Origin of the sequence: Pseudoalteromonas sp. NJ631 (genome assembly GCF_000276645.1) — a bacterium.
GTDB lineage: Bacteria > Pseudomonadota > Gammaproteobacteria > Enterobacterales > Alteromonadaceae > Pseudoalteromonas > Pseudoalteromonas piscicida.
The window spans coordinates 559,205-574,019 of sequence record NZ_AKXJ01000001.1 but is presented as its reverse complement, the minus strand read 5'-3'; the positions used below and the strand labels follow the sequence as shown (position 1 = coordinate 574,019).

Annotated in this window: 14 protein-coding genes; 10 read left to right on the top strand and 4 right to left on the bottom strand. The window is 43.9% G+C overall.

What is annotated here, in order from left to right; translation table 11 throughout:
• Nucleotides 1–7 precede the first annotated feature (7 nt).
• Nucleotides 8–691, bottom strand: coding sequence for an XRE family transcriptional regulator (locus A587_RS0102750; RefSeq protein ID WP_010371973.1), 684 nt, complete (start codon nt 689–691; stop codon nt 8–10).
• Between the two features lie 227 nt (nt 692–918).
• Here A587_RS0102750 and A587_RS0102745 point away from each other — a divergent pair, with 227 nt between their 5' ends.
• Nucleotides 919–1,173: a helix-turn-helix domain-containing protein gene (locus tag A587_RS0102745; protein ID WP_010371972.1), complete on the top strand. Its 255-nt coding sequence runs from the start codon at nt 919–921 to the stop codon at nt 1,171–1,173.
• Nucleotides 1,174–1,244: 71 nt separating this feature from the next.
• On the opposite strand, the gene putA is transcribed toward A587_RS0102745, so the two are convergent.
• Nucleotides 1,245–5,048 carry a bifunctional proline dehydrogenase/L-glutamate gamma-semialdehyde dehydrogenase PutA gene (gene putA / locus A587_RS0102740; protein ID WP_010371970.1) on the bottom strand — a complete coding sequence of 1,268 codons (3,804 nt, stop codon included), beginning with the start codon at nt 5,046–5,048 and terminating at the stop codon, nt 1,245–1,247.
• A gap of 406 nt (nt 5,049–5,454) precedes the next feature.
• Between putA and A587_RS0102735 the strand changes: the two genes are divergently transcribed.
• The 4 genes from A587_RS0102735 to A587_RS0102720 are packed head-to-tail and all read left to right on the top strand — an operon-like array spanning nt 5,455 to nt 7,775.
• On the top strand, nt 5,455–5,943 hold the full coding sequence (locus tag A587_RS0102735) for a winged helix-turn-helix transcriptional regulator (protein ID WP_010371968.1): 489 nt from the start codon (nt 5,455–5,457) through the stop codon (nt 5,941–5,943).
• A gap of 27 nt (nt 5,944–5,970) precedes the next feature.
• Nucleotides 5,971–6,717 (top strand): SDR family oxidoreductase, encoded by a 747-nt coding sequence (locus tag A587_RS0102730; protein WP_017216334.1) that lies wholly within the window; start codon nt 5,971–5,973, stop codon nt 6,715–6,717.
• Nucleotides 6,718–6,723: 6 nt separating this feature from the next.
• Nucleotides 6,724–7,173: an adenylyltransferase/cytidyltransferase family protein gene (locus A587_RS0102725; RefSeq protein WP_010371961.1), complete on the top strand. Its 450-nt coding sequence runs from the start codon at nt 6,724–6,726 to the stop codon at nt 7,171–7,173.
• Nucleotides 7,170–7,775: an SDR family NAD(P)-dependent oxidoreductase gene (locus A587_RS0102720; protein WP_017216333.1), complete on the top strand. Its 606-nt coding sequence runs from the start codon at nt 7,170–7,172 to the stop codon at nt 7,773–7,775. Before A587_RS0102725 ends, A587_RS0102720 begins: the two co-directional genes overlap by 4 nt.
• Before the next feature lie 9 nt (nt 7,776–7,784).
• Here the strand turns inward: A587_RS0102720 and A587_RS0102715 are convergent, their stop codons facing one another.
• Nucleotides 7,785–8,402, bottom strand: a complete 618-nt coding sequence (locus tag A587_RS0102715) for a GNAT family N-acetyltransferase (protein ID WP_017216332.1) — start codon at nt 8,400–8,402, stop codon at nt 7,785–7,787.
• A complete protein-coding gene (locus A587_RS0102710) occupies nt 8,386–8,613 on the bottom strand; it encodes a helix-turn-helix domain-containing protein (RefSeq protein ID WP_010371952.1) in 228 nt (75 codons plus the stop codon). The genes A587_RS0102715 and A587_RS0102710 overlap by 17 nt, the downstream gene beginning before the upstream one ends.
• Nucleotides 8,614–9,006: 393 nt before the next feature.
• On the opposite strand from A587_RS0102710, the gene A587_RS0102700 reads away from it, so the two are divergent.
• The 5 genes from A587_RS0102700 (at nt 9,007) to A587_RS0102680 (ending at nt 14,758) form a co-directional block, all read left to right on the top strand.
• Nucleotides 9,007–9,318, top strand: a complete 312-nt coding sequence (locus A587_RS0102700) for a 2Fe-2S iron-sulfur cluster-binding protein (RefSeq protein ID WP_010371949.1) — start codon at nt 9,007–9,009, stop codon at nt 9,316–9,318.
• A 4-nt stretch (nt 9,319–9,322) separates the two neighbouring features.
• Nucleotides 9,323–10,729, top strand: coding sequence for an FAD/NAD(P)-dependent oxidoreductase (locus A587_RS0102695; protein WP_017216330.1), 1,407 nt, complete (start codon nt 9,323–9,325; stop codon nt 10,727–10,729).
• Nucleotides 10,716–11,921: an NAD(P)/FAD-dependent oxidoreductase gene (locus A587_RS0102690; RefSeq protein WP_017216329.1), complete on the top strand. Its 1,206-nt coding sequence runs from the start codon at nt 10,716–10,718 to the stop codon at nt 11,919–11,921. The genes A587_RS0102695 and A587_RS0102690 overlap by 14 nt, the downstream gene beginning before the upstream one ends.
• A 71-nt stretch (nt 11,922–11,992) precedes the next feature.
• Nucleotides 11,993–13,027: a S66 family peptidase gene (locus tag A587_RS0102685; protein ID WP_017216328.1), complete on the top strand. Its 1,035-nt coding sequence runs from the start codon at nt 11,993–11,995 to the stop codon at nt 13,025–13,027.
• 837 nt (nt 13,028–13,864) lie between these two features.
• Nucleotides 13,865–14,758 (top strand): hypothetical protein, encoded by an 894-nt coding sequence (locus A587_RS0102680; RefSeq protein WP_017216327.1) that lies wholly within the window; start codon nt 13,865–13,867, stop codon nt 14,756–14,758.
• The last annotated feature ends 57 nt before the right edge of the window (nt 14,759–14,815 follow it).

The window sequence follows — 14,815 nt, the reverse complement described above, 5'->3', positions numbered from 1 at the left end:
CGTATTATTAAATTAGATCTTTACCAATCCATACCACTTTACCGAGAATTTCCAGCTGCTCCAATTCATTCGGCATCACAACTTGTTCTCGGTATTCTTTATTATCGCTAATCAAGCGTACTGAGCCATCAAAGTTTTGTTGTAAGCGCTTGGCATAAAGCTCTTCACCGAGGCGGACAACATAGATCAGGCCTTCGCTTAACTTTTTATCCGATAAATCCACTAAAATTGTATTGTTATTGTGAATAGTGGGTTCCATAGAGTCGCCTTTGGCAAACACCACGACCAGCTGTGACTTATCTAGGTTTTTAAATTCAATCCACTTTTTTCTAAATGCAAGATAACGTGCAACCTCGGCACTTTGGTTAAATGCACCATAACCGGTGCTGACAGAGACATGGTAGCCAGGCACAACAACAAAGTCTTCATTGAAGTCTTCCAAGGTAATACTTTGCTGGATGATTGGTGATTCGGTTTTGCAATCAAGTGGGATCCCGGTAACGAGCCACATCAAATCTACGTTGGCCTGTTTAGCAATGCGTTCAATCACACTGAGTTTTGGGTCTTCCCCTTTTAATATTCTGCGCAGCGTCCCTTCAGATACATCAATTTTTAACGCAAAAGCTCTAATACTGTCCGGCTTGATCGCATATTCTACGCGCTCCGCTAGGCTCATGAGACTTTGTTCCATGCGTTGCCTCTTAAATAATGATACGTGTGCGTCATTATATGGGCTATTTTTTGCGAAGTAAAATCATTTTTGACGCAAAAAAGATCCATTTTTTCGTTGTAATGCGTAAAAAATAGATCTATTATCTTCATTAAATTACGCAGTGAATGCATTTAGTCAGTGAGTGCGTAAATAAGTGATTTTTCTAAAAGTCATATATTTGCGCAATTTTTTAAGGAATGAGTGTGATGTTAATGAGCCAACCTTTAATTTCTGAACGCGCGCCGCTTGGTGCTGCCATACTTAGATTTGCACGTAAAAGTCGCGGTTTTACTCAAGCTGAATCAGCCGCAAGTTATGGTATAGAGGAGCGAACATTAAGGCGCTGGGAGAATAACGAATACAATCCTAAATGGAATGATGTGATTGCTTTGGTTGAAGATGTTTATTTAATGGACATTGTTAATGTCATTGTGGGATTAAGGACATCAAGCGCTGCGTAAAAAATTAAAGCCAGCTTATGCTGGCTTTGTTCAATAAAGTCGCTATGTCTAACATAGCGACTTATATTCTCTTACTCTTCGTCTTCAACAAGTGTCATCAGTGAAGTGTTACCACCAGAAGCTGTGGTATCGATACTGATGGTTTTCTCAGTCACAAGACGGTTGATAAGCGTATCGTAGTACTCTGCACTGATCACAGGCAGGATAGCACCTTTGCGCTCTGCAAGTTGCTGTGAGAAGTAACCAAGGCGTGAAGAGCGCGCAGCCACAACAGCACCTGCAAGGTGAGGGTGTGCCAAAATCGCTTGTAGCTGGTTTTGCTTCGCTACTTGGAATACGCCTTCAGCAACGCCAGTTGAGATGAACTTATCTCTAAATGCCAATGCTTCTTCATAGAATAAGTCAGAGGCTACTGTGATCACTGTGTTACCGGCAGCAAGTGCTGTGATAATTGAAATCGCCCAGAAGTTGAACGACGTACTCTTATCGGCATATACCACTACACAACCACGCGCTTCTAAGTGCAGCGTGTTCGACTCACCAGTTGGTCCCGGTAGTGTTGTGTAAGTACGCATACGCTTTTCTAAGCGGTTTAGCTGAGCACGTGCATCAGAAAGCGTTAATGATAAATCATCCGCCAGCTCATCAATGATGTCTACTGTTGCTACTTTAGCAAGTAGCTGACGCACTGCCGAAACACGGTCATTAAGCGCAGTACGACGCCAGATCTTCTCATCACGCTTAGAGTTTTGCATCAGTTTTTCAACTTGCTCAACGGCACCTGGGAAGTGGTGGATCTCTAGTTCATCAGGCGTCAGATCTGTCATTTGGACGTTGTCTGGTGACGCTTTTTCTTTCACAAGGCGAAGTAGGTAGTTTGGACCACCTGCTTTTGGACCTGTACCAGATAAGCCACGACCACCAAATGGCTGAACACCAACAATCGCACCAATCATGTTACGGTTCACGTATACGTTACCTGCACGCGACATCTTAGCTAGGTATTCGCAGCGCTCTTCAATACGTGAATGAACGCCCATCGTTAGACCGTAGCCTGTACCATTGATTTGGTCGATCACATTATCAAGTTGATCAGCTTTGAAGCGTACAACGTGAACTACCGGACCGAATACTTCACGCTTAAGCACGGATAGATCAGCAATCTCATATAGACGCGGAGCGAAGAAGTAAGCGCCGTTCTCGCTGTTATCAGGGATCTTAGCTTCGAATAGTAGCTTACCGTTCGACTTCATGTAATCAACATGCTTAGTCAAAGTGGTCAGCGCTTTTTCGTCGATTACTGGACCTACGTCTGTAGATAGTAGCGATGGGTCGCCGATATGTAGCTCTTTAAGCGCACCTTGGATCATTTCAATGATACCGTCAGCAACATCTTCTTGTAAGAACAACACACGAAGTGCTGAACAGCGTTGACCGGCACTTTGGAAGCCTGAAGAAATAACATCGTCAACCACTTGCTCTGGTAATGCTGTTGAGTCAACGATCATACAGTTTTGACCACCAGTTTCTGCTATCAGAGGAACCTGAATATCGTTACGCTCAGCAAGAATTTGTGAGATAAGCGTACCAGTCTCTGTTGAACCTGTGAACATAACCGCTTGGATACGCTCGTCAGGCACGATGTGTTTACCCACTTCGCTACCGCGTGCGATAACCGGTTGTACTACGTGCTCCGGTAAGCCAACGGTATGCATTAATTCAATACAACGCAGTGCAATCATACTGGTTTGTTCAGCAGGCTTTGCAATAACGGTATTACCTGTCACGATAGCGGCAGCTACCTGACCTAAGAAGATCGCAAGTGGGAAGTTCCACGGGCTGATACATAAAATCACGCCACGAGCTTCAAAGCGCTCATCTTTAGAAAGCTCTTCTGCACGTGCTGCATAGTAGCGACAGAAGTCAACGGCTTCACGTACTTCATCGATGCTGTCTTGGGTTACTTTACCTGCTTCTTTAATACAGATAGCAACAAGTTCGTCATGGTGACGCTCAAGGATGTCAGCAGTACGGCGTAGTAGGTTTGCACGCTCTTCAACTGAGGTTTGAGACCAACTTTCAAAAGCCGCATCAGCATTGGCAAGCACGCTTTGCATGTGTGCTTCATCGTGTAAAGGCACAGATCCAATCACTTGTTTGTGGTTCGCAGGGTTACGAACAGCAAGGTGACCCTCTGGTACTTGGCTTTCATCGATTAGGTGTTCGTTAAACCAGTTGTCTAGGTTTTCTTTAAACGGTGTTAAATCGTTGATGTCCGTTAGGTCTTTACCTTTTGAGTTTGGACGCTCATCGCCATAAAGCTCGATAGGTAGTTTAATTTGCGTATTGTAACGGTTACGTAGGCCTTGCAGCGTTTCTACAGGATCTGGAAGTAGTGACTCAACAGGCTTAGTGGTATCAACAATTGCGTTTACGAATGATGAGTTTGCACCATTTTCAAGTAGACGACGTACCAGATAAGCAAGTAGGTCTTCGTGCTGACCAACTGGTGCATACACACGACACTGAATTCCTTCGTTTTCAACGATTTGGTCGTAAAGTGATTCACCCATACCGTGTAGACGTTGGAACTCGAACCCTTTGTTATCGCCTTTTGCCACTTCTAGAATGGTTGCTGCGGTGTAAGCATTATGCGTCGCAAACTGCGGGAATAGCACATCGCGAGCTTCAAGTAGCTTAATAGCACACGCTTTATAAGAAACGTCAGTCGTTGCTTTACGAGTGAACACAGGGAAGTGCTCAAGACCATCTTGTTGAGTGGTTTTGATTTCTGTATCCCAGTAAGCACCTTTAACTAGACGCACCATCAGTTTACGGCCTACGCGACGAGCAAGTTCTGCTACCCATTCCACAACGAAAATAGCACGTTTTTGATATGCTTGTACTGCAAGACCAAAACCATTCCAGTCGCCAAGCGCGTCGTCTGAGAATACCGCTTCGATAACATCAAGTGAGATATCTAAACGATCCGCTTCTTCCGCATCAACCGTGAAACCGATATCGTATTCTTTCGCAGCAATAGCAAGTTCTTTTAGCTTAGGTACAAGCTCGTCCATCACGCGGTCACGATGTGTGAATTCGTAGCGCGGGTGGATAGCAGAAAGCTTCACTGAGATACCTGGGCTCTTAATTGGGCCACGGCCTTTCGCTGCTTTACCGATCGCGTGAATAGCGGTCATATAGCTTTGGAAGTAACGATCTGCATCACGCATCGTACGTGCGCCTTCACCTAGCATGTCGTACGAATATACATAACCTTTTTGTTCTTTATCAGCGGCACGATCGATAGCATCTTGAATGGTTTCACCCATTACAAACTGCTTACCCATGATCTTCATTGCGTAGTTAACGGATTTACGGATAACCGGCTCACCAAGACGACCAATTGTACGCTTTAACACGCCAAATTGTTCTTCTTTATTCTTGTCTGAATAGTTAACCATTTTACCGGTAACGAGTAGACCCCAGCTTGAAGCGTTAACAAATAGCGAGTCGCTGCTGCCTAGGTGTGAACTCCAGTCGCCTTTTGCGAGCTTGTCGCGGATCAGGCTTTCTTGTGTTGCTTTGTCTGGTACACGAAGTAAAGCTTCGGCCAAACACATCAGTACCACGCCTTCTTCGGTAGAAAGAGAGAATTCATTTAAAAGCGCGTCTACACCGTTTTGACCATCTTGATCTCTACGAATGTTCAATACCATTTGACGTGCACGTTCCCATGCTCGGCTTCGAGCTGTAACGCCTACCTCAGCTAAAGGTAAAATATGATCAATTACTGCATTCTCATCAATGCGGTAAAAATCACGGATCTTTTGTCGGATAGGACAGTTAGTTGTCAAATCGCCGTTATAAAGCATAAGCAACCCTCAAAAATTGGAGTCAAAAATACATGTAATTCGCGCCTGCCTATGGAATCACACACCTTAATGTGCAGATTACAAAACTACATCTGAACTGATGCCAAACTAAGCAACTAAAGGTTGAAAGTGTAGTTTAATTTGTATAGGAAGCCTCAATTACGACAAAATGATGCAGTCACATTGCTAACCATAACACACCCATTTGGGGGTTCAAATTTTAGCCAGAATGCATAATCTAAATGTTCGAACAAAGCCGCGTTAAAGACTGAAATAAGCCGCTTTGCCCTTTATCGTTAATTTCGCGGGCATTCTATCGAAAAGACAGCAGAATATGCTGTTTTATTTTTAAGGAATACGGTAAATTTGCGGGTAATCTCAAACCCTCACAAAATTTTATGCTGATATGACGACTTCCATTAAAACTCGGGTATTAGATCGCATCGATTTAGCAATCTTAGACGCGCTCCAGCGCAATGGTCGGATCTCTAATGTAAACTTGGCGAAAGAGGTAAACTTGAGTCCGAGTCCTTGCCTCGATCGGGTAAAAAAGCTCGAGTCGGAGGGGTATATCGAAGGGTATACGGCAAGATTAAATGCCGCAAAACTTGGCCAGCATTTGGTTGCGCATGTGGAAATCACCTTAAAAAGCTCGACCGAAGCGGTATTTGAGGTATTCAAACAGCATATTGTAAAAATCCCCAACGTCGTTTCTTGTGATATGGTAGCTGGTGGCTTTGATTATTTAGTTAAGATCCGAGTTCAGGATATGCGTCAATATCGTGAGGTATTAGGTCAAATTGTTGAAATACCTGGCGTTGGTACAAACCATACGTATATGGTGATAGAACACGTCAAAGAAGACATGGGTGTAGAAGTACTGAACTATCAGTAGTTGTTGGCCTAATTTAAGGAATAATAGATGCAAAAAGTGGTACTTATCACCGGTGCAAGCCGTGGGATTGGTGCGGCAACGGCTCAACTGCTGGGACAACAAGAATTTACCGTTGTTATAAATTACAAGCAGAATGTGCAAGCCGCAGCAACGGTTGCTGATACCATCCTAAGTAATAATGGTAAAGCGCATTTGTTACAAGCAGATGTCACAGACGAAAAATCTGTAGAGGCGATGTTTGACAAAATAAAGACCGATATTGGTATGGTTACGCATTTGGTCAACAACGCTGGCGTGCTGAACACACAGACTCGAGTTGAACACATGACTGCAGCGCGTATCAACAATATGCTTACCAATAATGTTACGCCGTATTTTATTTGTGCTCGCGAAGCAATTAAACACATGCGTTTGAGCGCTGATCCGGCACAGTGCGCGATTGTGAATGTATCGTCGGCAGCTTCTTATTTAGGTGGGGCCAATGAATATGTTGACTACGCGGCTGCAAAAGGTGCAATAGACAGCTTCACCAAAGGCTTATCTCTGGAATTAGCCGCTGAGCAGATCCGTGTGAACTGCGTGAGACCAGGCTGTATTTATACCGATATCCACGGCGACGGTGGCGAACCAAACCGAGTTGATCGTCTAGCCGATTTTTTACCGCTGAAGCGAGGTGGAACCGCAACGGAAGTGGCCAATGCCATCGCTTGGCTTTTAAGTAACGAAGCAAGCTTTGTTACAGGGACTTTTATTGATTTAGCTGGAGGGAAATAGCAATTTATGAAAAATAAAATTGTTTATGTCTCAGGAACATTTGATTTATTTCACAGTAATCATTTAAAAATGATTAGTTATGGCCGAGGTTTAGGAGACACGTTAATCGTTGGTGTGAGCACCGATGAACTTGTTTGTTCTTATAAAAAGCCACCGGCAGTACCATTTGAAGAACGTTTGGCGATTATCGAAGGGTTAAGAGACCCTGATCTTGCTATTCCACAACGTACTTTAGATCATCGTGAAACAGTGAAAAATCTAAATATTGATGTGTTTGTGATTGGCGATGATTGGAAAGGAAAATATGATTATCTGAAAGAGCTTGGAGTTCAGGTATTTTACTTTCCTTATGGTGCTGGTGTTAGCTCTAGTAACTTAAAGCAAAAAATCTACGATCAGTATAAAAAGCTGATTGAGCAAAGCGACAACCATCCAATCCCAGAGCCACAGAAATGAACGTGTTAATAACGGGCGGACAGGGTGGTCTCGCCGCTTATTTAAGCGATGAACTGAAGCGCTTAGGACATGAAGTGGAAGCGCCATCGCGCGCGCAGCTTGATGTCTCTAAACCAGCTGAAGTTGAGCGTTTTTTTGACGACAAATCTTATGACTGTGTGATCAATGCGGCAGGAACGCTTTACTCAAGTTTAGTGGCAGACTCTGATCCAAATCTCTGGATCCGTGACATCGAAGTAAACCTAATCGGTACTTATTTAATTTCTCGTGCAGCAATTAAAGCTAACAAAGCGGTACATTTGATCAATGTGGCGTCGACGGCGGCATTTAACAGCTACAAAGATTGGACGTCTTATTGCGCTGCGAAAGCCGGAGTGGTGACCTTATCTAAAGGTCTTCACAAAGATGGCTACAAAATAACGGTACTCTGTCCCGGGGCAATAGATACGAAGCTGCGCGCTGGTCTTACTATCAATAATCCCAATGTGATGAGCATACCACAAGGTGCTGCGCCAATCTTAGAGGCTGTAACTACACCACAGCACATCGGTAAGCTGTTTTTTTATCGCCTGAATGAAAGTCGTAGCGAGTTGCTTGATTAGACTGTTTTACTAATATTCATTGGCACAATGCGTTTGAGCTACGCGCTCAATATGATTGCGCAAGGTCGGTGCAAGCAGTTTGTAATAGTATGTGGTGGCATGGAAGTCACCGCGCTCATCACTGACAAAATGAGGGATTTGTCCTGCGACTTTAAAGCCCAAACTCTGATATAGGATTTCTGCGTCCGAATCTGATTGTGTGTCAAGGACGAGTAACGATATCTGCTGCCTCGTAGATTCTTGCTCTATGGCTTGCATCAGCTTTGTTGCCACGCCTTTTCGTCGGCTGTTTGGATGCACTAATAGCTTTTCCACTTCTGCTCGGTGCTGAGCATTATCTTTTGTTGCTGGTGAGAGTTGCACACAACCCGCCATTACGCCATTAAGTTCAGCGATAATAAGCGTCTTTTGCGACTTGATCACAGCATCGAATACCTGCCACCAGTAGTTTTGTATTGCTCTGCTAGAGGATGAGGGCAAAAAGCCGATAGAGGCGCCAAGATTAATACAGGCTTGCGTCAGTGCGCTGAGTTGTTTTACCCAAAGCTGACAATCTAAGCGATTGTATTTCAAGCTAGGCGCCTGAATAATGTGAAGCTGCATAGCGCTATTAGACAAATTGTTCATGCAGTTCCTTATTTATCCGAGCCAGACTTTGCTCAAGCCTTGCCTTTTCATGCATTAATTTTTGCCATCGAGTTTGCTGTTTTTCTTGGGAGCTTCGCAGTGCTTCGTAAAGTGCTCGCTGCGACACATGATAGGCTTTTGCAGCTTGTGATGGGGTGAGCATATCGTTCATTACTGCGTGTACTGCTGTGTCTAGTTTGCCAAGTGTCATTGTGCCTTCTCCTTAACATCTACTGGGTTTGTTGCTGTATCGTGCACAGGCCAGATACTCACGTCCAAATGCCAAAGTAAGTACATCGTTTGATATAAAGTGTACATAATTACGCTCCTTTCATCCGTCGTGTCGTTTAATAAGGAAAAACTGTGCCAGAAATTAAAACTATTTAATATCAATAGGATGCGGTTTGCGTTGGTCTGTAAATACGTTCGCATTGCACTGCTTTAGTGAGGTGGGTGCAGCATTTGCACCGAATTGAACAGAATTAGCGCGAGAGTGCTTAAAAGTTAATTTGGATCAAATTAAAGTGAATGAAGTAAATAAAATGTTTATTTTTAATATTTGGATAGTAGGCTTTGTGCGACTTTATTGAAGGAGCATTTTTTCATGTCTGAATTATCCAGAACCCAAGATATTACAGACCCTGAGGGGTTACAGTTCCAAATTCAAATCGACGACATTGCGGTTAATGCATGCGATGGTGAAACCGTGTTGTCTGTTTTGCTTGCGGCAAACTATAAGCAAATCATGGAAAGCGATCGAGAGGCCGTATCCGGTGCTTATTGTGGTATGGGCGTTTGCCATTGTTGTCAGGTAACGATAAACAAGCAACATAAACAAAAGGCTTGCCAAACCTTAGTACAACCCAACATGCAGGTTGAAACTAAACAAAATCGCTTCAAGCAGGTTGGAGTATAGTGTGATGTCTAGTTGTCAAAAAGAAAAAATCGTTATTGTTGGTGCAGGACCAGCAGGCGTTAGCTGTGCAGCTGAGCTGGCTAAATATGGCATTACTAGCACCTTAGTTGACGAAGCACCAAAAATTGGTGGGGTGATCTATCGCGGGCCACTTCGACAAGCGAGCAAGCTTCCTCATTTAGATGAAAATCTTAAACGAGCGATGGCTGCGCTAAAGGTACGCTACGAACATCATAAACAAGATATAACACTACAACTACAAACCAAAGTGCTTGGGCCTGAAGGCGAGAGCGGTTTGCTGTTGCAAACACAAAATCAGTTAACACAAATTGATTACACCAAGTTGGTTCTGGCAACCGGTTGTCATGAGCGTAGTGTGCCATTTGAAGGATGGCAGTTACCTGGTGTGATGTTAATGGGCGGGATGCAACTTCAGCTTAAAAGTGGGTTAGTTCGACCAGGGAAAAAAGTAGCATTAGTCGGAACTGGGCCATTATTACCATTGGTTGCTTGCCAGTTACATAAATCTGGTGCACAAGTGGTTGGCGTATATGAAGCGAGTCGCTTTAGTGAGCTGGCGAAAGAGACTGTGGCGCTGCTTAATAAACCTAAGCTTACGCTTTCGGGATTGAGTATGTTGGCGTATCTCAAAAAGCATAATATTCCGTTCAAGTATGGCTATGGCATTGTGAAAGCAGAAGGCCAAGAAAAACTCTCCAGTGTTACCGTAGCGCCTTACGATGAGCACTGGCATGCGGACTTGTCAAAAGCACAGCATTTAGCCGTGGATAGTCTAGGGGTCGGCTATGGTTTTGTTGCCCGCACCCAGCTTGCCATGCTACTTGGGGTTTCTCATCAGTACACCACCACGAATGGTTATGTGCCTTTATTAGATGACAATTTACGCAGTAGCTTAAATTCAATTTTTGTCTGTGGTGATACCAATGGTTTGCTAGGTGCGGAAGCGGCTATCATTGAAGGAAAAATGGCCGCAACCATGCTTGCCTATGAGCAAGCCTGTTTAAGCGAAGCGGCCTTCCACACGCGAATGCGCAAGCTCAAAACTAAGCGTAAGCAAGCACAGAAATTTAGAGCTGGATTTGACCGCTTCTCGGCGCGCCGAGAGGGGCTACTTGCGTTAACCCAGCCAGATACCGTGGTGTGTCGCTGCGAACAAGTAAAACGCCAGCAACTCGATTTAGCATTGCAACAAGGTGCAAAAGATTTATCTAGCGTGAAAATGAGAACCCGTATTGGCATGGGAGATTGCCAAGGGAAAATGTGTTCTAGCTATGCGCTAGACCGACTGCACGCGGCAGGGCACTTAGATACACTGGGTGTGATAAGGCCAAGATTCCCACTTGACCCAATTCCATTTACTTTACTGGAGAAAAACCATGAAGCAGTATGATGTCATTATCGCAGGTGGCGGTGTAATTGGTGCTGCCTGTGCCTATTTTTTAAGTCGCGATACCAACCTAAAAATCGCGTTAGTGGATTTAAAAAAGCCGGGTAACGCGTCTCGTGCATCTGCGGGTGGATTATGGGCAATTGGTGAGTCGGTTGGTCTTGGCTGTGGTGTGATCTTCTTCAAAACCTTGTCGAAGCTCCAAAGTGAAGGAGATACCGAAGCTGCACAAACATTGCGGCCGCATCAATTACCAGAATGCTTTTTTGAACTTGCGCTCAAATCAAACGAGTTATATCCAGCACTGCATGAAGAAATGCTGGCCAGACATGATGTCGACTTTAAGTTTGAACGTACCGGTCTTAAATTCATTATGTACAATCGCGATGATGAAATATATGCAGATAGCATAGTGTCTGGGATCCCTAATTTGTCTTCGCAGATCCGTTGGTTAGACCAACAGCAATTACGTGCAGAGGAGCCTTATATCACCCCAGATGCAATTGGTGCGATAGATTTTATTTGCGACCATCAGGTAAACCCATACCGGTTAGTTGATGCGTACACTGAAGGCGCACGCCAAAATGGTGTTGAGTTATTTCTGAATATTGAAGTGCTAGAGGTACTGCGTGAAGGCAATAAGGTGATAGGCGTGAGGACGCAAGATCAAAGCCTGCATTGTGAGACCTTAATTAATGCCGCTGGTGCTTGGGCGGATGACATTTACCATCAGGCGACAGGTAAACACATGCCTGTTTACCCGGTTAAGGGTCAAATAGTGTTGTCCGAGCGCATGCCTAAAGTATTAAATGGTTGTATCAGTACCAGTGATTGCTACATTGCACAAAAGGACAATGGCGAGATTTTAATTGGCTCATCAACGGAGGAAAAAGGTTTCGACACCACCAATAGTCTAGATAAAATAACCGAGTTGTCACAAGGTGCTATGAAGTGTTTGCCGGTGCTAAAAGAGTCGAGTATTAAACGTTGTTGGGCAGGGCTTAGACCCGGTACACCGGATGAGCTGCCAATTTTGGGCCCCGTTGATGGCGTGGAGGGTTACATTAATGCGTGTGGGCACTTTAGGACGGGGATTTTAATGTCGGCCATTACTGGCACGCTGATTACTGAACTCATGACAGGCAAACCTACCTCTGTTGATTTAGCTCCGTTTCGCGTTGAACGATTCGAATAAGCGTTTGATTCTGTTGTCTTAATGGGATATATCTAGTTGCTGATGAATATTCCATTAAGGCAAGATAGACGGTGCAATTACGCAAGCCTAAAAAACTAAACCGAGGTGATACCCTTGCGATTGTATCACCTAGCTGGGGTGGCCCAAGTACATTTCCTCACATCTTTGAGCAAGGGTTAGCAAACCTGCGTTCGCTTGGTTTTAATATTGTTGAAATGTCGTCCGCTCGAACGGCCGCAGACGTGCTTTTTTCACAGCCACAATTACGTGCAAAAGATATTAATAATGCCTTTGCCGATCCGAATATCGCCGGGATAATTTCTTCTATTGGTGGTTCAGACTCCGCGCGGATCCTGCCTTATTTAGATAAATCCGTTATCTTGAATAACCCTAAGTTTATGATGGGCTATTCTGACTTTTCGACGCTCACCACATTGCTGAACCAATGGGGATTAGTCACCTTTAACGGCCCATCGGTCATGGCCGGTTTCTCCCAGTATCACAACGCTAGTGCTGAGTATCAAGCCTATTTAGCGCAGGCGCTGCTAGGTGAAGTCCATTATCCAATATTCAAAGCTTATTCTCATGGTTATCCTGAGTGGGCAATACCAGAAAACGTCGGTAAGCAGCATCCCGCTATTGCGACAAATGGTCCAAAAGTATTGCAAGGTACTGGGCAAGTGGAAGGGCGGCTATTTGGCGGCTGTTTTGAAGTGATGGAGATGCTAAAAGGCACAGAATACTGGCCATCGCCGTCATTTTGGCAAGACAAATTGCTATTTTTAGAAACCTCTGAAGACAAACCCAGTCAAGACTATATTCGCTTTTGGTTACGTAACTATGGCGTAATGGGCGTGTTTGAAAAAATATCCGGCTTAATGATTGGCCGCGCACGGGACTACAGCGAGCGCGAGATGGCTGCGCTTGATGAAGTGATTTTATCGGTTGTACGTGATGAGTTTGGCTGTGACAGTTTACCCGTAATAACTCGGCTTGACTTTGGCCATACCGATCCGCAGTGGATTTTGCCGCTAGGCATACAGCACCGCTTGGATTTGGATAACTTCAGTCTAGATGCGATAGAGCCTGTGTTTGATTTGTTGTAGTGGTGTGATGAGGGAGACATACTGTGCTGAAAAGTTTTTTTGGTGATTGCAGGCAAATTTGCTGCTTTGAGAGAAAAACTAGAACTCGCAGTCAAAACTAATCCCCTTAACTACACCAGAAGAGCATAACTTCTCGGCGGGTGAACTGCCTCCCAAAAAACTATTTAGACTGTGAGGTAGGAGGCTGCGCTGATAGTTTTTGCAATGCTTGCAAGCAGCGTAATCATAAAAATTGTAGAAGATCTCACAAGCAACTTATTCCCCCTCCATCACACCCGAAAAGCATAAGCTGATATGCAATGTGCCGACAGGATGTCGGCCAAGTCTTGTCTGGCATAGGGATGTGCCTTACAAGACGGTTGCACTATATCGGCTTAGGGTTTGAGGATTGAGTGTGATGCTGGGGCGACGTTTTCTTGGTTCGCTCGATCGCGTCGTGTAAAAAGAATGAACGAGAAGCGCATGGATGCGCTTTGATAGCAGCCAAGGAGGGTATGTTTGATTATGGCTGCTTTGTAAAATCAATTAGTTAACCTGCTTAATGACTCAGGCTAGCGGCCTCTGTATGCGTAAAAAATATAATTGCTTATTAAGGCAAATTTAGGTGTAATAAATACATAATAAGCGCTGAGCAATGCAGGGAAAGCTTAATTAATAATAGATTAGCTGTTCAAACCAACTGATTTGGTTAATTTCTCTAAAAAGCAAATTCCCATGGCATAAATAACACCAACTCTGACACATCGAGCGGGTAGCTGCTCAGTCCAACAAGCGATTATGCAATACAAACTGCGTGTCGCATAAATACTAAAATGTTAGCCATACAAAGGAGATTATGTGGCAATCGAATCACCGTTATTCCAGAGTGCAATGGAGTTACTAGGTCACTCTTTCTCGCACTATAATGGGCAAAAGGAGCTTGACCGTAAACTGGTTATCCTTCATTTGGCCAATTCTATTGAACTTATACTAAAGGACTTAGTGCTAGACTCTGGAGAATCAATATATAAAAGTCCTAAAGAAACTATAACTATTCATGGCTGCATAAAGTCTCTTGCAGATAAGCAAACTCCTATCCCATATTTGAATAAGATTGAGCTGTTAATAGATGAGCGGAATGCTCTTCAGCATAGGTTTGGTTCTCCTAATGAATTAACAGCAATCTTCTATATGAATATTGCTATCGATTTTTTCAAAGAAGTTCTCAGAGAGCATTACGATCAAGATTTTGATGAGGTTATCTCTCAATTCGTTGAAGAAAACGATTTGCTGGCATTTCAAATGCGAAACCCTCAGAATGATTCAGAGCTTGAGAACTTAAGGAACCTTGCAAAAGTTCATTCTCTCGGTGCTCTGTTAGCTGCGATGACATACCTTGAGAAGAAAACAATAGAATTTGGAGAGAGCGTTGGTCTTGAACAAGAACTTAGGCGTAGACCTCCTTGGCATATAATGTCACCTTCCTATCTTGATCGTTTCGGTGTAGTCATCCCTGATGATCTTGCTAGAAAGATGCATGAAACAAGAAAGTTGAGAAACATGGCAGCTCATGGCCGTGGTGAACCTACCCGAGAGGATGTAGATAATGCAATCAAATCCATCGAGGAATTTGAGCATATTATTGCAGCTATAAATACTGAAGAAATTAAATCTAATGTCGAGTCATACATGGAAGAACGTGAAGCAGAGAGACAACTTAGAATGCGGGAAATGGAACAAGAGAATGGTTAACAACTTGCTGCACTGGGAAAATTACTCGCTACGCTCTCAGTTTTCCGGTGAGCAAGG